This window comes from Kitasatospora sp. NPDC088264 (assembly GCF_040685715.1).
GTDB lineage: Bacteria > Actinomycetota > Actinomycetes > Streptomycetales > Streptomycetaceae > Kitasatospora.
Window position 1 is genome coordinate 1 of record NZ_JBFBIR010000099.1, and the last position, 19,299, is coordinate 19,299.

General features: G+C 71.8%; 19 protein-coding genes. 9 read left to right on the plus strand and 10 right to left on the minus strand.

The features are described from left to right. Both AB0O82_RS36975 and AB0O82_RS36980 read right to left on the minus strand, forming a co-directional pair. The coding region (locus AB0O82_RS36975; protein ID WP_363589168.1) for an FAD-binding protein at positions 1–1,518 on the minus strand (1,518 nt) is incomplete at its 3' end. A gap of 63 nt (positions 1,519–1,581) precedes the next feature. After that, positions 1,582–1,971, minus strand: a complete 390-nt coding sequence (locus AB0O82_RS36980) for a hypothetical protein (RefSeq protein WP_363589170.1) — start codon at positions 1,969–1,971, stop codon at positions 1,582–1,584. Positions 1,972–2,250: 279 nt separating this feature from the next. On the opposite strand from AB0O82_RS36980, the gene AB0O82_RS36985 reads away from it, so the two are divergent. After that, on the plus strand, positions 2,251–2,550 hold the full coding sequence (locus AB0O82_RS36985; protein WP_063352966.1) for a YciI family protein: 300 nt from the start codon (positions 2,251–2,253) through the stop codon (positions 2,548–2,550). A 128-nt stretch (positions 2,551–2,678) separates the two neighbouring features. After that, positions 2,679–4,319, plus strand: a complete 1,641-nt coding sequence (gene pgm / locus AB0O82_RS36990; RefSeq protein ID WP_363589172.1) for a phosphoglucomutase (alpha-D-glucose-1,6-bisphosphate-dependent) — start codon at positions 2,679–2,681, stop codon at positions 4,317–4,319. Between the two features lie 164 nt (positions 4,320–4,483). Here pgm and AB0O82_RS36995 read toward each other — a convergent pair whose 3' ends face one another. Further along, positions 4,484–4,891, minus strand: a complete 408-nt coding sequence (locus tag AB0O82_RS36995) for a MarR family transcriptional regulator (protein ID WP_363589201.1) — start codon at positions 4,889–4,891, stop codon at positions 4,484–4,486. Positions 4,892–5,085: 194 nt separating this feature from the next. Here AB0O82_RS36995 and AB0O82_RS37000 point away from each other — a divergent pair, with 194 nt between their 5' ends. Continuing rightward, positions 5,086–5,490, plus strand: a complete 405-nt coding sequence (locus AB0O82_RS37000; protein ID WP_363589174.1) for a nuclear transport factor 2 family protein — start codon at positions 5,086–5,088, stop codon at positions 5,488–5,490. A gap of 33 nt (positions 5,491–5,523) precedes the next feature. On the opposite strand, the gene AB0O82_RS37005 is transcribed toward AB0O82_RS37000, so the two are convergent. Continuing rightward, complete coding sequence (locus tag AB0O82_RS37005; RefSeq protein ID WP_363589176.1) at positions 5,524–6,732, minus strand: MFS transporter; 1,209 nt, start codon at positions 6,730–6,732, stop codon at positions 5,524–5,526. 111 nt (positions 6,733–6,843) lie between these two features. Between AB0O82_RS37005 and AB0O82_RS37010 the strand changes: the two genes are divergently transcribed. Further along, entirely contained in the window at positions 6,844–7,179 is a 336-nt protein-coding gene (locus AB0O82_RS37010; RefSeq protein ID WP_363589178.1) for a transcriptional regulator, read from the plus strand. A 188-nt stretch (positions 7,180–7,367) separates the two neighbouring features. On the opposite strand, the gene AB0O82_RS37015 is transcribed toward AB0O82_RS37010, so the two are convergent. Together AB0O82_RS37015 and AB0O82_RS37020 are read right to left on the minus strand one after the other, a co-directional pair. Beyond that, positions 7,368–7,790: a tautomerase family protein gene (locus AB0O82_RS37015; RefSeq protein ID WP_363589180.1), complete on the minus strand. Its 423-nt coding sequence runs from the start codon at positions 7,788–7,790 to the stop codon at positions 7,368–7,370. A gap of 66 nt (positions 7,791–7,856) precedes the next feature. After that, entirely contained in the window at positions 7,857–8,558 is a 702-nt protein-coding gene (locus AB0O82_RS37020; protein WP_363589182.1) for an SDR family oxidoreductase, read from the minus strand. Between the two features lie 145 nt (positions 8,559–8,703). Between AB0O82_RS37020 and AB0O82_RS37025 the strand changes: the two genes are divergently transcribed. The 5 genes from AB0O82_RS37025 to AB0O82_RS37045 all read left to right on the plus strand — a co-directional run bounded on the left by AB0O82_RS37025 (position 8,704) and on the right by AB0O82_RS37045 (position 17,403). Beyond that, complete coding sequence (locus AB0O82_RS37025; protein ID WP_363589183.1) at positions 8,704–9,330, plus strand: TetR/AcrR family transcriptional regulator; 627 nt, start codon at positions 8,704–8,706, stop codon at positions 9,328–9,330. 519 nt (positions 9,331–9,849) lie between these two features. Beyond that, a complete protein-coding gene (locus AB0O82_RS37030; protein ID WP_363589185.1) occupies positions 9,850–11,928 on the plus strand; it encodes a trypsin-like serine protease in 2,079 nt (692 codons plus the stop codon). 219 nt (positions 11,929–12,147) lie between these two features. Then, positions 12,148–16,302, plus strand: coding sequence for an ALF repeat-containing protein (locus tag AB0O82_RS37035; RefSeq protein ID WP_363589187.1), 4,155 nt, complete (start codon positions 12,148–12,150; stop codon positions 16,300–16,302). After that, on the plus strand, positions 16,280–16,672 hold the full coding sequence (locus tag AB0O82_RS37040) for a hypothetical protein (protein WP_363589189.1): 393 nt from the start codon (positions 16,280–16,282) through the stop codon (positions 16,670–16,672). The genes AB0O82_RS37035 and AB0O82_RS37040 overlap by 23 nt, the downstream gene beginning before the upstream one ends. A 230-nt stretch (positions 16,673–16,902) precedes the next feature. Then, entirely contained in the window at positions 16,903–17,403 is a 501-nt protein-coding gene (locus tag AB0O82_RS37045) for a hypothetical protein (protein WP_363589191.1), read from the plus strand. A gap of 96 nt (positions 17,404–17,499) precedes the next feature. On the opposite strand, the gene AB0O82_RS37050 is transcribed toward AB0O82_RS37045, so the two are convergent. The 4 genes from AB0O82_RS37050 to AB0O82_RS37065 all read right to left on the minus strand — a co-directional run. Further along, on the minus strand, positions 17,500–17,691 hold the full coding sequence (locus AB0O82_RS37050; RefSeq protein ID WP_363589193.1) for a DUF397 domain-containing protein: 192 nt from the start codon (positions 17,689–17,691) through the stop codon (positions 17,500–17,502). A gap of 77 nt (positions 17,692–17,768) precedes the next feature. Further along, complete coding sequence (locus tag AB0O82_RS37055; protein WP_363589195.1) at positions 17,769–18,359, minus strand: DUF5919 domain-containing protein; 591 nt, start codon at positions 18,357–18,359, stop codon at positions 17,769–17,771. Between the two features lie 102 nt (positions 18,360–18,461). Beyond that, the gene (locus AB0O82_RS37060) at positions 18,462–18,668 is read right to left on the minus strand and encodes a DUF397 domain-containing protein (protein ID WP_363589197.1); all 207 of its coding nucleotides are present in this window, start codon (positions 18,666–18,668) and stop codon (positions 18,462–18,464) included. After that, a partial coding sequence (locus tag AB0O82_RS37065; RefSeq protein WP_363589199.1) for a DUF5753 domain-containing protein occupies positions 18,653–19,299 on the minus strand: 647 nt, incomplete at its 5' end. The genes AB0O82_RS37060 and AB0O82_RS37065, both read right to left, overlap by 16 nt.

Below are 19,299 nucleotides of genomic sequence, written 5' to 3' on the forward strand. Positions count from 1 at the left end.
AGGCCCGGCGCGGCCCCGGCCGCCCCGGCGGGCGACGCGGTGGTCGGCGGCACCACCTGAGACGGTCGCCCCGCCTGACCCGCCTGACCCGCCTGCCACCCGCTCCCACAGACCGCCGTAGTGGCGCCGCCAGTCCGCCCCCGTCATCCCCGGCACCGCCCCGATCAGGTAGCGCTTGCCGCCCAGCGCCACCGCCCGGTCGTACAGCCGCCGGTTGCGCTCCAGCATCGCCGCCGTGTCCGCCCCCGGCGCCGGGAACGCCAGCAGGTCGAAGTGCCAGCCCACCGGCTCCTGCGGCAGCACCGCCAGCGGCGCCCCCACCCGCGCCCGCGCGTACGGGTAGAACAGCAGCAGCCCCGCCCCCAGGTCGGCCGCCGTCAGCAGCGCGGTCGCCTCGCGCATGAACACCCCCACCGTCGAGGCGGGCAGGAACAGGCTCAGCCACGGCTTCGCCAGCCCCCAGAACCCGGCCGCGCGCAGGTACCCCGCGAACGCGTCCACCCGGAACGCGTACTCGCGCCAGCTCTGCTCCACCACCGTCGTCTCGCCCGGCACCCCGTGCAGCCCCGCCAGCAGCGCCTCCCGGTCCACCGCCCGCCCCGCGTCCCCGTAGGCCACCAGCTCCGCCGTGTAGCGCCACCGCTGCCCGTCCGCGCTGCGCACCACGTTGCCGACCTGGAGGTCGAAGCGGCCCTGGGCCAGCACCTTCTCCTGGTCCGCGCGGTAGAGGTCCGCGTCGTCGTAGGCCAGGGTGAACACGGTGGCGCGCTCGCGCGCCGGCACCAGGGCGAGCGTGGCCCGCACGATGATCCCCACCTGCCCGCCGCCGGCCAGCACGGCCTCGAACAGCTCCCGGTTGTGCTCGCGCGAGGCCGTCACCAGCTCGCCGGTGCCGGTCACCACGTCCAGCGACCGTACGGTGTCCGCCTGCAGCCCGTGGCGCTGCACCGCCCCGCCGATGCCGCCCACGCTCAGCGTCCCGCCCACCGACAGGTGCAGGTAGTCCGTCAGACACGGCGGCATCCAGCCCGCCGCCAGCGCCGCGTCCGTCAGCTGCGCCCAGGTGGCGCCCGCCTCCACCACGGCGAGCCCGGGTTCGACGGAGACGATCCGCGACAGCCCCCGCGCGTCGATCGCGATGCCGCCGCGGGGGTTGGCCTGGCCGTAGCTGGAGTGCGACTCCAGCCCGCCGTCGCCGACGACCGCCTGGTCGCCGCTCTGCCCGTTGACCGCCACCGGGATGCGGTGGCGCCGGGCGAAGGCCACCACCTTCTGCACGTCGCGCACCGAGGCCGGGCGCAGCACCGCGCGGGGCGAGGCGGTGACCAGGTGCCCGAAGTCGGAGGAGAACCGTTCCACCTCGGCGCCCCGCAGGGCCACCGTGCCGTCCAGGGCGGGCAGTTGATCCACGTTCTCGCCCGGCTCGGCGGCCCAGGCGCGGGCGGCGGTGTTCCAGCCGACGACGGCGGCGCCGGCGCCGGCGATCAGTGCGCGGCGGGACAGACCTGAACTGCTCATACGAGAACTTCTCCGATCAGTCGTCAAATAGGGATTGTTGTACCGCAACCACCCCGCGACCACCTACCTCCCCGCACGCCCCTCCTGCTGCTCCCGCTCCAGCCCCGCCAGCGCGGCCGCGACGTACTCCCGCATCCGCACCTGGTGGGCCGGGGCGCCGGCGGGGATGTGCGCGCAGGCGGCCCGCGCCTCCTCCAGCAGCGCCCGCCGCGCCTCGGGCAGGTGCGCCACCCGCGGCGAGTCGGCCGCCGTCCACAGCACGTGGGCGAGCTTGTAGGCGTACACGCGCGGGCTGACCGGGAACAGCGCCCGGTACACCCACAGCCCCTCCGGGGCGTCCAGGACCCACTCGTTGTGGCTCAGCAGCCGCACCCGCGCCTTGAGCACCAGGTCCCTGTGCGCCACGTCCCTGCGTGCCACGTCCTTGTGCGTCACGTCCCTGTGCACTGTCATCCTCGCGTCCCCCTTCGTCCGTTCACCGCCCACCGCCCCCGGCGCCGTACGGCCCGTGCGCAGCACGGCGCGCGCCCCGGCCGCCCTGGGCAGGGGGCCGGCGCGTGGCCGAAGGAGTGGATGCGGACGAGTCTGCGGGCTGCGCCCGCCGCCCGGCAAGGCGTGATCCGGGTGCTCTGCGTCCTACCGCAACCCCCCGCTGAACTGGCACAATGGGGTTCGGTACACGCCGCGAGCCCCGGCCGCGAGGCCCCTGCCGTGCGGGGCTAGCCTGGTCGCATGTTCGTACTTGAGCTGACGTACACCGCCCCGCTGGAGCGCATCGACGCCGCCCTGCCGCAGCACGTGGAGTGGCTGCGCGGGCATTACGAGGCCGGTACGTTCCTCGCCTCGGGCCGCAAGGTGCCGCGCGAGGGCGGGGTGATCATCGCGCTGGGCGAGGACCGCGCCGCGGTCGAGGAGCTGACCCGCACCGACCCCTTCGCCCGCGAGGGCCTGGTCGCCTACACGGTGACCGAGTTCCTCGCCACCACCACCGCGCCCGCCCTGGACGCCTACCGCCAGCAACTGCCCGCCTGAACCCCGGCCCCTGAACCCCGGCCCCGCCGTGCCCCGCCCCGCCTCGCGGTTCGGGGCACGGTCGCGTTCTGGCTACGATCGGTGGCACGGGGCAAGGACGCGTACGGGAAGTTGGCGGGAGAAGACGGATGGCACACGCACGGGCCGGGCAGTTGGCGCAGCCGGATGACCTGGTGGATGTGGCGCGGCTGGTGACGGCGTACTACGCGCTGAACCCGGACCCTCAGGAGGTCGGCCAGCGGGTGGCGTTCGGCACCTCGGGCCACCGCGGGTCCTCGCTGGACGCCGCGTTCAACGAGGACCACATCGCCGCGACCACGCAGGCGATCTGCGAGTACCGGGCCCAACAGGGCATCGCCGGACCGCTGTTCCTGGGCGCCGACACGCACGCGCTCTCGGAGCCGGCGAAGGTGACGGCGGTGGAGGTGCTGGCCGCCAACGGCGTCCAGGTGCTGCTGGACGCGGCCGACGGCTACACCCCCACGCCCGCGGTCTCGCACGCGATCCTGGCCCACAACCGGCGCAGCCCCCGGGCGCTGGCGGACGGCATCGTCGTCACCCCCTCGCACAACCCGCCGCGCGACGGCGGCTTCAAGTACAACCCGCCCAGCGGCGGCCCGGCCGGCTCGCAGGCCACCGGCTGGATCCAGGACCGCGCCAACGAGCTGATCCGCGAGGGCCTGCGCGGCGTCAAGCGCGTCCCGTACGCGCGGGCGCTGGCGGCGGCGACCACCGGGCGCCACGACTACCTGGGCACCTACGTCGAGGACCTGCCCGCCGTGCTCGACCTGGACGCGGTGCGCGCGGCCGGGCTGCGCATCGGCGCGGACCCGCTGGGCGGGGCGTCGGTGGCGTACTGGGCGCGCATCGCCGAGACGCACCGCCTGGACCTGACGGTGGTCAACCCGGTCACCGACCCGACCTGGCGGTTCATGACGCTGGACTGGGACGGCAAGATCCGCATGGACTGCTCCTCGCCGTCCGCGATGGCCTCCCTGATCGGCCGCAAGGACGAGTACGCCATCGCCACCGGCAACGACGCGGACGCCGACCGGCACGGCATCGTCACCCCCGACGGCGGCCTGATGAACCCCAACCACTACCTGGCGGTGGCCGTCGACTACCTGTACCGCCACCGCGCGGACTGGCCCGTCGACGCCGCGGTCGGCAAGACGCTGGTGTCCTCCTCGATGCTGGACCGGGTCGCCGCCGACCTCAAGCGCGAACTGGTCGAGGTGCCGGTGGGCTTCAAGTGGTTCGTCGACGGGCTGGCGGAGGGCTCGATCGCCTTCGGCGGCGAGGAGTCGGCCGGCGCCTCGTTCCTGCGCCGCGACGGCGGGGTGTGGACCACCGACAAGGACGGCATCCTGCTGGCCCTGCTGGCCTCCGAGATCACCGCCGTCACCGGCGCCACCCCCAGCGCCTACTACCGCGAGCTGACCGAGCGCCACGGCGCCCCCGCCTACGCCCGCGTGGACGCCCCGGCCGACCGCGAGCAGAAGGCGCGCCTGGCCCGGCTCTCCCCGCAGCAGGTCACCGCGGGCGAGCTGGCCGGCGAGGCGGTGACCGCGGTGCTGGCCGAGGCGCCCGGCAACGGGGCACCGATCGGCGGCATCAAGGTGTGCACCGACAACGCCTGGTTCGCGGCCCGCCCCTCGGGCACCGAGGACGTCTACAAGATCTACGCCGAGTCCTTCCTCGGCACCGGCCACCTGGCCCGGGTGCAGGAGGAGGCCCGCGCCCTGGTCGGCGAGGTCCTCGGCGCCTGATCCCGCGCCCGCGGGTGCCCCGGACCGGTTCCCCGGCCCGGGGCACCCGCGTTTTCCGGGCCCGTCCTTCCCGGAGGCGCTGTCCCGCGCGCCCCGTCGCCCCTTAACCCCGCCGCCCCGTGCGCCCCTTGGCCCCGTTGCTCCGCCGTCCCTTCGCCCCGTGCTCAGCCGAACGGGCCCTGCTCGGTGAAGCGCCGCAGCGACCGGGCGAACGCCTCGGCCTCCCCGGGCGGCCAGGAGGCGAGCGCCTCCTCGATGCCGCCGGCCAGGCGCCGGCGCATCACCGCCACGGTGCGCTCGCCCGCACCGGTCAGCGTCAGCAGGGTGGCGCGCTGGTCGCGCGGGTCGGCCGCGCGGCGCAGCAGCCCGGCCTCCTCCAGACGGGTGGCCCGGCGGCTGACCCCGGAGCGGTCCAGGCCGATCTCGGCGGCCAGGTCGGCGGCGCTGCGCGCCCCGGTGCGGGCCAGGCCGGAGAGCACGGGGTAGGTGACCTCGTCCACCGCCTCGCCCAGGCCCTCGGTCAGGCGCCGGTAGAGCGCGGCGCGGGCGGGGCGGCGCAGCAGGACGGCCAGGGCCTGGGCGACGGCGTCCCCGAGGCCGGAGGCAGTTTCAGGAACGGGGCCGGGGTCGGGGCCGGGGTCGGGGATTTCGGGGGAGTGGTCCACCCCCCGATCATAGCGTGCGCGACGCACGCATTCCTGGGGTACGCTCATCCCATGAAGCGTGCGCCACGCACGCATTGTCGGATTCCGAGAAGGGAACCCCCATGCCCGCCACCGCCCCCCGCACCACCATCGCCGCCGCCCTCGACGACCTGCTCTTCACCCCCGGCCTCGACCTGGAGACCGCCGTCGAGCGCCACTTCACCCCCGACTACCGCCAGCGCACCGACGGCCGCTGGGACGACCGCGCCGCCTTCACCGACCACATCCGCCACCTGCGCGCCGTGGTCGCCTCCGGCCGCGTCGAGGTCCACGAGGAACTCCACGACGGCGACCGCACCGCCACCCGGCACACCGTCGACGTCCTCAAGACCGACGGGACCCAGGTCTCCATGGAGGTCTACCTCTTCGGCCAGTACGGCCCCTGCGGGCGCCTGCGCCGCATCGAGGAGACCACCCTGCTGCTCGCCGGAGCCGAGGCCGACCGCAACCTCGGCTCCGCCCGCTGAGACCCCGCCCGCTGAACCCCGCCCGCCCGAGGATCAGGACCGCGACGGCGCCGGTGCCGGTGCCGGCGCCGGCACCGTCGCCTCCTCCTCCGTCGGCGCACCCGCCCGCGCGTCCCGCGTGGTCGCCGCCGCCGTCACCGCCGCCACCAGCGCCAGCCCCGCCGCCGCGAACGGGAACCACCGCCCGCCCAGCACCGCGATCGCCGCACTGCCCGCCATACCCCCGGCCGCCGTCCCCAGGTACAGCGCACTGCTGTTCAGCGAGATCAGCAGCGGCGCGTTCCCCGGATCGATCGACGCCAGCCGGTGCGGCAGCGCCACCGACACCGCCCACCCCGCCAGCGGCACCACCGCCGCGTACACCAGCGCCCCCGGCATGCTGCGCCCCAGCCACGGCAGCGCGGCGAACGCGCCCGCCGCCACCGTCGAGCCGGTGAGCAGCACCCGCCGCACCCCGACCCGGTCCACCAGGCGCCCGCCCAGCCAGCTGCCCGCCACCGACATCACGCCCGCCGTCAGCAGCACCAGGCTCAGCCGGTCCGCGTCGCCCCCGGTCGCCCCCGAGACGGCGGTGGCCAGGTAGATGTAGACGCACTGGAAGGCCAGGAAGAACGCCAGCGTGGTGGCCGCCGCCCCCAGCACCCGCCGCTGCCCCAGCGGGGCCAGGCGCGCCCGCAGCCCCGGCGCCGCCACCGGCGCCGGCAGGTCGCGCAGCAGCAGCGCCAGCCCCGCCAGCGCCGCCACGCCCAACGCGGTGACCAGCCACATCGTCATCCGCCAGTCGCCGCGCCCCACCCAGGTGCCCAGCGGTACGCCCAGCGCGGTGGCCACCGTCATCCCGCCCAGCACGGTGGCCAGCGCCCGTCCGCGCCGCTCGGGGGCGACCAGGGTGGTGGCCACCGCGTTGGCGGTCGGCGTGTACAGCGCGGCCCCGGCCGCCGCCAGGACCCGGGTGGCCAGCAGCAGGCCGTAGCCGGGGGCGAGCGCGCTGAGCGCGTTGGCCGCGCTGAACACCGCGAGCGCGGTCAGCAGCAGCCGCCGGCGCGGCCAGCGGGCGGTGAGCGCGGCCAGCACCGGGGCCAGCAGCGCGTAGCCGAGCGCGAAGACGGTGACCAGCTGGCCCGCGGCCGGCACGGACACCCCCAGGTCGGCGGCGATCGGGCCGAGGATGCCGGCGACGACCATCGAGTCGGTGCCCATGGCGAAGGTGCCGAGGGCGAGCAGGAGCAGGCGTACGGGCATGGGAAAGCCCCCCGATTGTTTGACGATAGGGCAACAGTTTGACGCTCGTCAAACACTAGGGATGGGTGGATGATTGTCAAACCAATGTCCAGCCGACGAGGACCACGCGCCATGACCGAAGACGAGCGGCTGCCCCAGCCCGCCACCGCCGACATCGACCTCGTCACGGTCCTGCACGCCCTCGGCGACCCCGTCCGGATGACCCTGCTGCTCAGCTACGCCGACGGCGCCGAACACTCCTGCGCCCCCCGCGACCTGGGCCTGGACCACCTCCACAAGTCGACCGTCTCCCACCACATGCGCGTCCTGCGCGAGGCCGGCGTCACCACCACCCGCGTCGCCGGGCGCAACCGCTTCGTCAGCCTGCGCCGCACCGACCTCGACGCCCGCTTCCCCGGCCTGCTCGACGCCCTCCTCGCCGGTGCGCCCGCCGCCCTCGACGGCTGAACCTGCCTGAACCTGCCTGGATCCGCCAGGACCCACCGCTCGCGGGGTGCCGGGGCGGTGGGTCCTGGAGTGGGAAGTCGACCTGTCCGACTTCTCGTGGCGGCGCCGTGCCGGGGCGTCCGTCGACAGGAGGTCGGCAGGAGGTCGGAAGGGGATCGGCAGGAGGTCAGCAGGAGGTCAGCAGGGAATCAGTAGGGGATCGGGCGGTTCTCGCGGGCCCACAGCTGTTCGGCCTCGCTCTGGGACGGGGGCGGGGCGATCCCGTTGATCATCCACAGGTCCCGGGGCGTCTCGTCGATGTGGAATTCGCAGTACAGGCCGCGCCCGGTGGTGTGGGGCGCGAGGAGGGCGGCGAGGGCCTCCCGGGTGCGCTTGCGCAGGTCGGGGTCCTCGGTGTGCCGGGCGATGTGCTCGACCACGATCCGCACCGCGTCGTGCGCGGGCTGGTCGCCCACGTGGAAGGAGTCGGCGCCGATCTCGTGGAAGAGCGTCATCACGTAGAACTTCGGCAGCCCGAAGCGGGTGTAGAACCCGGTGATGTCGGCGGCGAGCTGCTGCTTCTGCCCGGGGGTGTAGGTGCCGGGAGGGTGGTAGACGTGCCACAGGGGCATGGGTGTTCTCCTCGGTGTCGGCCGGCGGTGGCCGGCGGGTTTCGACGGGTTTCGGCGGGGTGCGGTTCAGCGGCGGATGGGGATGGTGAGGCCCTCCACCGGGCCGGGGAGCGCGGACTTGAGCGCCCGGGTGAGGTCGTCGACGAGGACTTCGCGATCGCCGCGCTCGACGCCGTCCAGGACGATGCGGGCCACCTCGGCGGCCGGGATCTTGTCGACGGGCAGGGCCGCCACCATCTCGGTGTCCGCGAAGCCCAGGTGCACGCCGACGACCTGGGTGCCCTGGGCGGCGAGCTCCAGGCGCAGGGAGTTGGTCAGGGACCACAGGGCGGCCTTGGAGGCGCCGTAGGCGCCGGCGCCCGCGCCCCAGGACAGCGCGGAGTGGATGTCGACCAGCGCTCCGCCGCCACGGGCCGCCAGCACCGGCGCGAAGGCCCGGGCGATGCGCAGCGGGCCCAGGACGTTGGTGTCGAAGGTCGCCTGGACCTGCCGCAGGTCGCCGGTGAGCAGCGCTCCCGGGTACAGGACGCCGGCGTTGTTGAAGACGAGGTCGACGTCCTGGACGCGCTCGGCCAGGGCGGCCACCGAGGCGTCGTCGGTGACGTCCAGGGCGAGGACCTCCACCCGCCCGTCCTCGCTGGGCACGGGGGTGCGGGCGGTGGCGTAGACCTTCTTCGCGCCGCGCGCCAGCAGTTCCCCGACGAACGCCCGGCCGAGGCCGCGCAGGCCTCCGGTGACCAGGGCGGTGGAGCCGTCGATCACGGTCATGTGCGTGTTCCTCGCTCTCGGAAGGCGGCGCCCGTAGCCGGAGCACCGCAACGTTTAGATTATTATCATCATCTAAACTGGATGGGGAAGCCCGGATGGGAAAGTAGGACCACCACCACCGCAGGACGAGGAAAGGAACGCAGGCATGCCCCGCGTGTCACGGGCCGAGGCCGAACGCCACCGCCAGGAGGTGATCGACCACACCGCCAGACTGATCCGGGAGCAGGGCTCCGACCAGGTCAGCGTCCCCCAGGCGATGGCCGCCGCAGGCCTGACGCACGGCGGCTTCTACCGGCACTTCACCTCCAAGGACGACCTCGTCGCCCAAGCCCTCACAGCCGCCTTCACCGAACGCCGCGAAGCCATGGACCGCCTCGCCGACGACCCCACCCCCGACCCGGCCGCCGCCCAACACCCCACCCCCCGCGCCGAGTTCCTCGCCCGCTACCTCTCCACCCCCCACCGCGACAACCCCGGCCAGGGCTGCGCCGCCGCAGCCCTGGCCGCCGACGCGGCCCGCGCCGAACCCGGCTCCCCGCTGCGCACCGCCTTCACCGCCGGACTGCGCGACCTGGCCGACGGCTTCCAGCACCTGCCCGACGCCGCCGACCGCGAGAGCGCCCTCGCCGACCTGTCCACCATGGTCGGAGCCCTCCTCCTGGCCCGCGCCAGCGAGGACCCCGCCCTGTCCGACGAACTCCTCACCGCGGCCCGCCACCGCCTGACCACCACCCCCGCCGCGGACGCGGACACGGGCGCGCCGTCCGCGTAGGGCCCGCGGCCGGACCGGGGTCATCCCGCGCGCGCCTGTCCGCCTCCACCTTCGCCGTGTCCCCGGCGCTGCCGTGGACGCCAGGCGTGCCGCCGCTCCCGCCCGCCCCGCAGGGGCGTTGGCGCCTCCTGGCCCTGGCTCGACGCTATGGGGATGAAGCGTGGCCGGACTGTGAAAGGATGGTTCTCGCCCGAATTCATCCGGAATATCCGCTTTAGGCGAGGACTATTCCGGAAGGTTCGGTTTTGTTCGGCCACTGGGGGATTGACTCCGGGTCAGAGGCCAGTTGGCAGCGCGGCTAATGGCTTTGACGTGCGCGGATTTCAGCCGATAGCGTCCGCTTGATCTTTTCTTTGCCAGCTCGGGGGATGCTGGTATGCCTCCCCCGGCGCGTCTCTTTGGGGAGTCCTTGTGCGTACGGTGAGAAGACTGGCCTGGCCGCTCGGCGTGGCCTTGGCGATACCCCTGATGGCCGGTTCGATGCCGGCTACGGCCGCGTCACCGGAGGCCACGCCGCCGGTGGCGGTGGAGAGTTTCTCCTATCCGGACGCCGAGAAAATCCTCGCGGACCGGAAGATCACCCTGAAGGCGGGCGACGGACACATCCAGCTCGCCGACTGCGCCTCAGGTCCCGGTCTTTTCCAACTGCTCAGCCGAGCGACCACTCCCAGCCAGGTCTGCTTCACGATCACCGGACCCACCGGTTACCTGGCGATGGAGATCCCTAAGGTCTACGACATCCGGGGCGATGCCCACACGGTCAAGGCCACGCTGAACACCGCTGGCAGGATCACCACCTTCGACGTTCCCAAGAACAAGTGGACGGGGCTGGGAGAGGGTGCGTCTGCCGATGCGACGACGCTGCTCGAACTCAACGCCACCGACGGACCGGGCGTGCCGACCTCCACTGGCGAGTACCCGGCGGTCGGCACCGTGACGGTCGGGCAGCCCGGACGCAGCGTGGACTCGCGGTCCTGCACTGCCACCCTCGTCGACCGCTACTGGCTCCTCACCTCGACAGGCTGCTTCGCCAGCGACCCGGCGGCCGTCGTCGCTGGAGCACCCCCGGTCCCGAGCAGTGCCACCATCGGTGGTAAGTCGGTCGCCATTGCCCAGCTCGTTTCCCGTGGCGATCGCGACCTAGCCATGGCCCGTCTTGCCACCCCCGTGACGGACATCAAGCCCGCCGCTCTCGCCACCACCGCCCCGGTGACTGGAGAGGGCCTGCGGGTACTCGGGTATGGCCGCACCGCCACCGACTGGGTCCCCTCCAAGGTTCACGCCACGACCCACGCCATCGGTACCGTCACCGCCACCAGTGTGGACACTGCGCCGACCGACGGCGGAGCCGCCATCTGCCCGGGAGACGCCGGCGCGCCCCTGCTGCGTGCCACGAACGGCGTCCCGGAGGTTGTCGGCGTTGCATCCCGCTCCTGGCAGGGCGGCTGCCTGGGCACACCCTCCACCGAGACCCGCATCGGAGCCTCCTCCAGCCGTGTAGACGACCTCGGCCCCTGGGTGCAGCAGGCCATTTCTGCATGGGGAACTGCGGTGGATTACTCCTCCGCAGTCGTGAACTCCGTGTACAACCCTGACTCCAAGACCGCGGAGATCTTCGCCCTGGGCACCGACGGCGTCCTCGCCCACGCCTCCAACACCGAGGGCAAGGGCTGGAACAGCGGCTGGGAGGCCCTGGGGGACTGGCAGTTCACGGGTATCCCCGCCACGATCTACAACCCCGCCACCAAGGCCACCGAACTGTTCGCTATCCGCAAGACCGGCGAACTCGGCCACAACTACTGGGACCCGGCCACCAAGAAGTGGGCCGGCTGGAGCGTCGTCCCCAGCGCCCTCAAGCTCAAGGCCAACCCGGTCGCCGTGTTCAACCCCTCGAACCAGACCGCCGAGGTGTTCACCCTGGACACGAACGGCTACATGACCCACACCTACAGCACCAACGGCGCCCGCTGGGACGACGTCCGGGGCCTGGGCACCTGGCAGTTCACCGGCACCCCCACCACCCTCTACAACCCCGCCACCGACGCCGTCGAACTCTTCGCCACCAGCAACCGGAACGAACTCGGCCACAACTACTGGGACAACAAGACCAAGACCTGGGGCGACTGGAGCACCATCGGCGGCCAGGCCGTGACCGGCAGCCCCACCGCCGTCGTGAACCCGGCCAACAACAGCGCCGAGGTCTTCATCACCACCACCAACAACGCGATGGCCCACAGCTACAGCCTCAACGGCGCCCGCTGGTCCGACATCACCACCATGGGCGGCTGGCAGTTCAACGGCACCCCCACCGCCGTCTACAATCCCGCCGCAGGCGCCGTCGAACTCTTCGCCGTCCGCGACACCGGCGAACTCGGCCACAACTACTGGGACAACAAGACCAAGACCTGGGCCGACTGGAGCACCATCAGCGACTGGAAGTTCTCCGGCACCCCCTCCGCCACCTACAACGCCTACACCAACGCCCTCGAACTCTTCGCCACCGGCACCAACGGCACCATGTCCCGCGCCACCTACCAGAACAACCAGTGGCTCGCCTGGGAGAGCATGCCCGGTTGGACCTTCGCCATCACCGGCTGATTCACGCTCGTGCTGGCTCCCGGCGGAACACGCCATGAGCTGGGCCGGCGCTACATGACGCATATCGCCTGCCGCAACGCCTCCTGGCGGTGCGGCAGGCCGTGGTGCGGTGCTTCATCCCGCACCCCACGCTTCTGATCGATTTCCAGGGCCGCCGAACGTCGTGCCACTGGTTGCACGACGCTCCGGCACGCCCACACAGAACGGATTCGTATATCTATGAGGGTGTCTTTGACATCACGGGCCCGGTCGCGGCTGGTGGCCGGGTTTGTGGCCGGCAGCCTGTTGACGGGGCTTCTGGTGATCCCGGCGGCGGCGGCCGATGTGCCGCTGGCGACCGGGCCGAACGCGGACCGGGTGAAGGTGGTCGCGGCGTGGCAGGCCGGGGGACCCGCGGTGCGCGGGGCCGCAGAGACCGCTCTGACGGGCTCGGCCGACGACCTGAAGAATTTCCTGATGATGGGTCAGGCAGCCGCCGCCGACAAGGACCTGAGGACGCGGATCGAGGAGCTGATCGCGACCTCTGGTCCCGGGGTGCGTGAGGCCGGGACCGCCGCGTTGAAGGGGTCGGCGGCAGACCTACAGGCCTTCCTCGATAAGGACGCCAGGAAGGCCTACGAGGACGACCAGCGGGTACTGCTGTCGCAGATCATGACCGCAGGCGGACCCGGCGTGCGGGCCGCGGCCAACGCGGCTCTGGACGGTTCCTTCGGCGACGTGACCAGGTTTTTGAACGTCGATCAATACAAGGCGAGGGAAGACGACGACCGCGTCCGCCTCTCCCAGCTAATGACCTCCGGCGGACCGGAGGTGAAGAAGGCCGCGAACACCGCGCTGGACGGTACGATGGAGGATGTCCGGCAGTTCCTGCAGTACGGCTACCAGACCGCGGCAGCCCACGACCAGGAGACGCTGACCGTCGCGCAGTTGGCGGACCTGACGAAGAATGCCTCCGCCCAGGCGGGTGAGCAGTCCCGGACCGCCAAGGACGCGGCGGGTAAGGCACTGGACGCGACCCGTCTGGCCAAGGAGGCCGCCGAGCGGGCTGCCACCGAGACCAAGGCCGCGCAGGGTTCGGCCGGTCAGGCGTCGGACGCTGCCGGGCGCGCGGCGGACGCTGCCGGGCGCGCGGCCGACTCAGCTCAGACCGCCTCGTCGGCGGCCAAGGCCGCGAACGAAGCCTCCCGACAGGCTGCGAACGCCGCGGCCGCCGCGGCCTCGGCCGCGACGAAGGCGGGCAATGCCGCATCCCGTGCGCTGGCTGCTGCTGCGGGGGCCGCCGGCGATGCGGGAAAGGCTGACCTGGCGCGTGCAGCGGCGGTGACCGCCCGCAATGTCGCCGTGGACGCTCGTGCTGCGGCTGAGGCCAGCCAGTGGGCCGGCACCGCCGCGACTCAGGCCCGCGCCGCGGCTCAGGCCGCCGCCTCTGCGGGTATCAACGCTGCCGCCGCCGCCCAGGCCGCCGCCGAGGCGGCTGGCTACTCGGGTGTGACGGACGCTGCCGCCTACCGGGCCCGCCAGGCCGCCGCCCGAGCCAAGAGTGCCGCGGCCGAAGCCACCCGCGCGGCGAACGCTACCGTGAAGATCGCCAGCGACGCCGCCGCCGTGGCCGGTGATGCCCAGCGGGCCGCCACCGCCGCCGCGGACCACGCCGACGCGGCCGCTGCCGCGGCTGACGAAGCAGCCCAGCATGCTGGCAACGCCGGAAGCTGGGCCGCCACCGCGCAGGCCGCCGCCACCGCGGCCGGTGCCGCCGCAGACTCGGCCGCGAACTCCGCCACGCAGGCTCACAAGGTCACCGACATCGCCCGCGCCTCCGACCAGGAGCGTCTGGACGAGCAGCAGGCCGTCGAGATGGCTGCCGCAGACGAGGCTTCCCGCGAAGCGGACCGGAAGGCCAGGACCGCCGTGTGGGAGGCCGGCAAGGCAACCCAGGTCGCCACCGAAACCGAACAGCTGATCAAAGACGCGACGGCCGCGGGGGTCGACCCGAAGTCCGCGCTCCTCAAGGGCCGTCAGGCTGCGCTGCGGCTGCTGGATGCCGGCGGCCCGTGGACCAAGGCCGCCGCCCAGACCGCTCTGGAGGGCGATGACAGTGCCGTCCAGACCTTCCTGAACACCGGCCTGGCGGTGGCCCGAGACCGCGACGACCGCACCAGCGTGATGGCGATCTCCCAGGCCCCGGGCAAGCTGGAGAAGCGTCTCGCGGCGGAGACCGCCTCGGTGGGCACCCCCGATCAGGTGCGCGCTTTCCTGGCTACCGGGCAGTACCCGGGCAAGGACGACGATGACAGGGTCCTGCTCTCCCAGGTCATGACGGCCGGTGGCCCCGGCGTGAAGGAGGCCGCGGGCAAGGCCTTGGACGGCACGATCGACGACGTCCGCGCCTTCCTGGCCATTGGTCAGTTCAAGGCCCGCGACGACGACAACCGAGTCCTGGTCTCCCAGGCCCTGACCAGTGGTGGGCCTGAAACGAAGGCCGCGGCCCAGGCCGTCCTCTCCGGCCCGGCCGACCGCTTGATGCCGTTCCTGCAGACGGGCCTGCCCAAGGCCCAGCAGCGTGACGCCGTCACCGCCACCCACGTCGCCACCATCCAGTCCTACCTCGCCACCATCGACGGCTCGGTCGCCCTCGCCCGCCAGTACGCGGCCGAGGCCTCCCAGGCCTACGCCACCGCCCGCGGCGCCGCCGACGAGGCCGTCGGCTACGCCAACCAGGCCCGCACGTCGGCGGCCCAGGCTGCCGACTGGTCCAGCAAGGCCGCTGCCTCCGCCCAGCAGAGCCAGACCTCCGCCCAGCAGGCCGCCGGCTACGCCAAGCAGGCCCAGATCTCCGCCGCCTCCGCCAACGCCGCAGCACGCAGTGCCAGTGCCTCGGCGGCCATGGCCACCGGCTACGCGGCCCAGGCCCGCCAGTACGCGGCCACCGCCAAGAACGCCGCCGACCAGGCCCAGTCGAGTGCCGCAGCCGCACACAAGAGCGCCGACGAAGCCGACAAGGTCGCCGCGGAAGCCTGGGCCGCCGTCTGGCAGAAGCAGCAAGCGGAGGCCGCCGCCGCCGAGACCGCGGCCGGCACCGCCGGCAACGACGGCAGCGACGGCAGCGGCAGCGACAACGGTGGCCGGGCGTACTACGTCGAGGTCGTGCCCCACGACGACGTGAAGCCAGACATCGTCAAGGACGACATGTCCAAGTGCATCGCCGACGACCCTGGCACCCTGGGCGGCTGGCTCTTCGGCGACTCCAAGACGTGGCACAAGAACTCCGCCGGGGAGCAGATCTGCACCGTCCCGGTCAAGGTCAGGATCTCTGGCACCGTCGACTACGTCATGCGCACCTGCCCCGAGGTCGGGCTCAGCGTCGACGCCTGCAAGGGCAAGTACGGCAAGTGGGACACTCTCGTCCTCAACACCCAGCAACTCGACGGCAAGGCCCAGTACGACTCCACCATCGAGCTCACCTACAGCTACTTCGCCCAGCACTACAAGGTCTACTGCGGCTCCGAAGGCGTGTGCACGAGCGGGGACAGCTCCCGGCTGCTCCTCCACATGCTGACCGACGACTTCGTCAAGTGCTTCAACGACCCCCGCCTGAACGCGTCCTGCGGCTGGGCGGCGGCGACCGTCGCCCCCGTCGGCACCCTGACCAAGGCCGCCAAGGGCGTCATCGCCTTCCGCTTCGCGCTGGAGGCCGGCGTCGGCATCGAAGAGGCCAGGCTCGCCCTCCAGGCCACCCTCAACGGCTACAGCGAAGCGGCACTCAAGGGCTTCAACTCGGTGGCCGACGCAGTCGGCAAGTTCCGCCTCACCCTCGACAGCGGTGCCGGGACGGAAGAGGCACTCAAGGTGCTTCGCAACAACCCCGCCGTCGACCGCGACACGCTCCGGGGTCTTGAGGCCGAGGCCAAGGTTGCGGACGACCTCCGCAAGGTTTGCCTGGTCCCCGGCGCCCCCGGACTCCGCGCGTCCTACGGGTTCGCCGCGAACACCTCGGGACCGGTCTACAGCACGGCGTCCGACGACCCCAACCCGACGGTGTTCGACAACTTGTACCCGGAGGACAAGGACGGCTGGACCAGGATCTTCGCCCCGGGCACGGTGGGCACGCGCACCGGCAACTACGTGTACGTGGTTCTGACCGACGGTACCCTGCTGATCGGCCGGGGCGACGGCCACATCGCACTCACCAAGGGCGCACAGGTGCTGGCCGCTGGCGAGGTCCGCTTCAAGAGCGGCAGGATGGTAGAGGTGAACAACAAGTCCGGCCACTACAAGCCCCGCGGGACCAACGCCGAAGCCGCAGCCGTTGAAGCCTTCAACAAGGTCGGACTCGACGCGACAGGAAAGTATGTTGAGTACAAATTCCCCTGCTGACGACGGTGGCTGCGGCCTCGTCCTCGACAAGATCGACTTTCTGCTGAAGGTCCAGCAGATCGCCGACGGCGTGGACCAGGTCGAGCCGCTCCTGGAGGACCTGGCCGATCACATCACCGCCGCAGGGGAGCGCTGCAGGCCGGCGGTCCGTGTGCGGTTCCTCGCGCTCATGCAGGACATCGACCCCTGGAACCTGGAGGTGATGCAGTACTGCATGCACGCCCTGCGGTGGCAGGAGGTGCTCGACCACGCCGAAGCCCTCTTCCGGCAGGAGAAGGGCGTCAACCGGCACCGCCTGTACGAGCGCCTCATCGAGTCCTTCGACGACGACTGGCCGGATCGTGAGTTCTTCCGCCGCTACTCGGACTGACCCGCGCCCGACGGCGGTGAACGCATAGCCACCGTCACCGGTGCACAAGCTCGGGCCGTCTCAGAGGAAGCCCTGCCGAACACGTTCGGCAGGGCTTCCTCGCGCTTCGGCGACTTTCGGCGACCGGTTCCCCCGAACCCGCCTTCCAGGGGAGCCTCTGACGAGCCCCCGGTCGGCGGGGGAACGGAATCCCGTTGCGAGGTGAGGGCCGTCGCTGTAGACATACCGCGATGACGATTTTTCATTGCGCCGCCTGCGGCGAGGCCCTCACGGCCGACCTTGAGCCCCTCCCGGCGGTTCCTGCCCGGCACCTGTTCGAGGGCGAGCTCGTCAACGGCCGGCGACAGGCCCCACCCACCATGCCCCGTGGCCACTACGCCGTCGATCCGCAGCCGCACGGGCCGCCCTTCGTCCCTGCCGAGGACCAGGACGACTGGCCCCCCGCCTACCCCGGCGGCCCGTGCATCAGCGACTTCGACGGAACGGTCGTCGTCTCGGCCGGACCCCGGAACACCTTCGTCCTGCACCCCGAGGACGGGACCGGCCTCACCTGGCACACAACAACGACCGGGCCACCCAGCTGCTGCGGAGCCCCCGGCGACGGCCCACCCAACCGTGCCTGCCACTGCGGCGCCGTGGTCGGAAGCGAGATGTCGGACTGCTACACACCCTACGAACTCCACCTGCTGCCCGACGCCGTCCGCCCCGCTGCCCACACCCCCGACCACTGACGCACGCGTCCACACGGACCCCACGGGCGACTGGACGGCCGAGACGAGGCTGTCACCAGTACCCAACAGTTCCTTTGTTCCACCCAGGAATTGCCGCTACCGGGCGTCGAACTCACCCGCGCTGACGGCGGTGACGAAGGCCCGCCAGGCGGGGGAGGGGAAGAGGAGGACGGGCCCGTCGGGGTCCTTGGAGTCCCGGACGGGCTGCACACCGGTGAAGCCGTCGGCGACCTCGACGCATTCGCCTCCGCCGCCGCTGTAGCTGCTCTTGCGCCAAGTGGTGTCCATCGCGGTTGCCTCCTGCGGCCGGAGTGGAAAGTCGATGGGGATGACTTCCCACTCCGGCGCCGGGTTAGACGCAGGTGTCAGCGCGGGCCGGAACGGATGTCGCTGCCCCGGGACCAGAGTTCTTCGACGTGTTCGGCGAAGCGGTCGAACATGCCGTTCTCCCCGCTGCGCCGCAGGTGCATCAGGGGCGAGTCGTGGCCGACGGAGCGGGCGAGGTGGGGCGCGACGAGGGCGTGCTCGTCGAAGCGGAAGACGGAGAGTCCGACGTGGTTCGGGCCGTCGTCCGGAGCGCTGAACCGGGCCTCGATGCCCTCGGTGCCGGAGAGCTTGGCCAGGTTCTCCAGGGCGACCCTGATCCTGGTGGACACCGTGAGCGCCACGTCCTCGATCTGCTCGCGCTGACGCGTCGTGTCGGAGACCGGATCCCCGAGGAGAAACCGGACCCGGCAGCCGCTCTCGGCCTTGCGCCGCAGAGTCTGCAACAGGGCGGGCTGCTCCAGCCAGACGAAGTAGCTGGTGTAGCCGGCGAGGAAGATGTCGGACCGGGCCTCGGCGATCAGCTGCGCCCAGACCGACTGCGGGCAGGCCGAGCGGTACGGGTAGACGGCGAACACCTCCCGGTCGTGCCCGGTCTTGACGTTCGCCCGGACGGTGTTGGGCCAGATCATCAGTTCATCACCCCCTGAGGTCACGGCGGCGGGTTGAACCGGGTGGAGGGGTTGAGAAGGCCCCGCCGCCCTGGATCGGGGCGGCGGGGCCGGGAGTTGCTGCTACCGGGCGTCGAACTCGCCGGCGTGGATGGCGGTGACGAAGGCCTGCCAGGCGGGGGAGGGGAAGAGGAGGACGGGCCCGTCGGGGTCTTTGGAGTCGCGGACGGGCATGAGTCCGGTGAAGCCGTCGGCGACCTCGACGCACTGACCGCCACTGCCGCTATAGGAGCTCTTGCGCCAGGAAGCGCGAGTCAGTTTGACGTCCATTCAAGGTCCCTCCGTACCGAGCGGATCATAGCTACTGAGTCGGCCTGATTCTTGGCCTCGGCCAGCAGTTGATCGTAGTCCCTGAGCAAGGCTGCGATCGACTCGGTATCGCGGTCGAGGTAGCCGCGCTGCTCGGTCTCGCTGTAGGCGATCATTTTGCGTGTCGGCAGCATCAGCATGGTTACTACGCGAGTGAACGGCCTGCTCTCGCCGAGAGAGTAGGGAGCCACCTGGATGAAGATCCTGGGTTGACTGGCCAGTCTTTCAAGGTGGAGTAGTTGCTCGATCATGACGTCTCGGCCGCCGATGGTCCTCCTGAGACAGCTTTCGTCCAGCACCGCGTGCAGAATCGGCGGAGGCGTTCGGTGCAGGGTTTGCTGCCGGGTGAGGAGGTAGTTGATGCGTTCTTCGGCTTGCTCCGGAGTGGCTGTGCCTCGCCTGATATTCCCCTGCTCCCAAGCAGTGGCGTATGCCTTGGTCTGCAGAAGGCCATGGATGACGTTGATCTCGAAGAGCTTGATCTGCTCCGCGGTCGACTCGTAGTTGGCGTACTCGGGGAAGCCCGGGACCAGGGCAGTGTGCTTGAGCTGCCAGTACATCAGCAGCAGGGTCCCGCCGGTCTGCAGGACTT

Excerpts from the sequence above, each read along its gene's own strand:
- AB0O82_RS36980 (WP_363589170.1), bottom strand. The coding sequence starts at position 1,971 with ATGACAGTGCACAGGGACGTGACGCACAAGGACGTGGCACGCAGGGAC.
- AB0O82_RS36985 (WP_063352966.1), top strand. The coding sequence starts at position 2,251 with ATGTTCGTACTTGAGCTGACGTACACCGCCCCGCTGGAGCGCATCGAC.
- pgm (WP_363589172.1), top strand. The coding sequence starts at position 2,679 with ATGGCACACGCACGGGCCGGGCAGTTGGCGCAGCCGGATGACCTGGTG.
- AB0O82_RS37000 (WP_363589174.1), top strand. The coding sequence starts at position 5,086 with ATGCCCGCCACCGCCCCCCGCACCACCATCGCCGCCGCCCTCGACGAC.
- AB0O82_RS37005 (WP_363589176.1), bottom strand. The coding sequence starts at position 6,732 with ATGCCCGTACGCCTGCTCCTGCTCGCCCTCGGCACCTTCGCCATGGGC.
- AB0O82_RS37010 (WP_363589178.1), top strand. The coding sequence starts at position 6,844 with ATGACCGAAGACGAGCGGCTGCCCCAGCCCGCCACCGCCGACATCGAC.
- AB0O82_RS37015 (WP_363589180.1), bottom strand. The coding sequence starts at position 7,790 with ATGCCCCTGTGGCACGTCTACCACCCTCCCGGCACCTACACCCCCGGG.
- AB0O82_RS37020 (WP_363589182.1), bottom strand. The coding sequence starts at position 8,558 with ATGACCGTGATCGACGGCTCCACCGCCCTGGTCACCGGAGGCCTGCGC.
- AB0O82_RS37025 (WP_363589183.1), top strand. The coding sequence starts at position 8,704 with ATGCCCCGCGTGTCACGGGCCGAGGCCGAACGCCACCGCCAGGAGGTG.
- AB0O82_RS37035 (WP_363589187.1), top strand. The coding sequence starts at position 12,148 with ATGAGGGTGTCTTTGACATCACGGGCCCGGTCGCGGCTGGTGGCCGGG.
- AB0O82_RS37045 (WP_363589191.1), top strand. The coding sequence starts at position 16,903 with ATGACGATTTTTCATTGCGCCGCCTGCGGCGAGGCCCTCACGGCCGAC.
- AB0O82_RS37050 (WP_363589193.1), bottom strand. The coding sequence starts at position 17,691 with ATGGACACCACTTGGCGCAAGAGCAGCTACAGCGGCGGCGGAGGCGAA.
- AB0O82_RS37055 (WP_363589195.1), bottom strand. The coding sequence starts at position 18,359 with ATGATCTGGCCCAACACCGTCCGGGCGAACGTCAAGACCGGGCACGAC.
- AB0O82_RS37060 (WP_363589197.1), bottom strand. The coding sequence starts at position 18,668 with ATGGACGTCAAACTGACTCGCGCTTCCTGGCGCAAGAGCTCCTATAGC.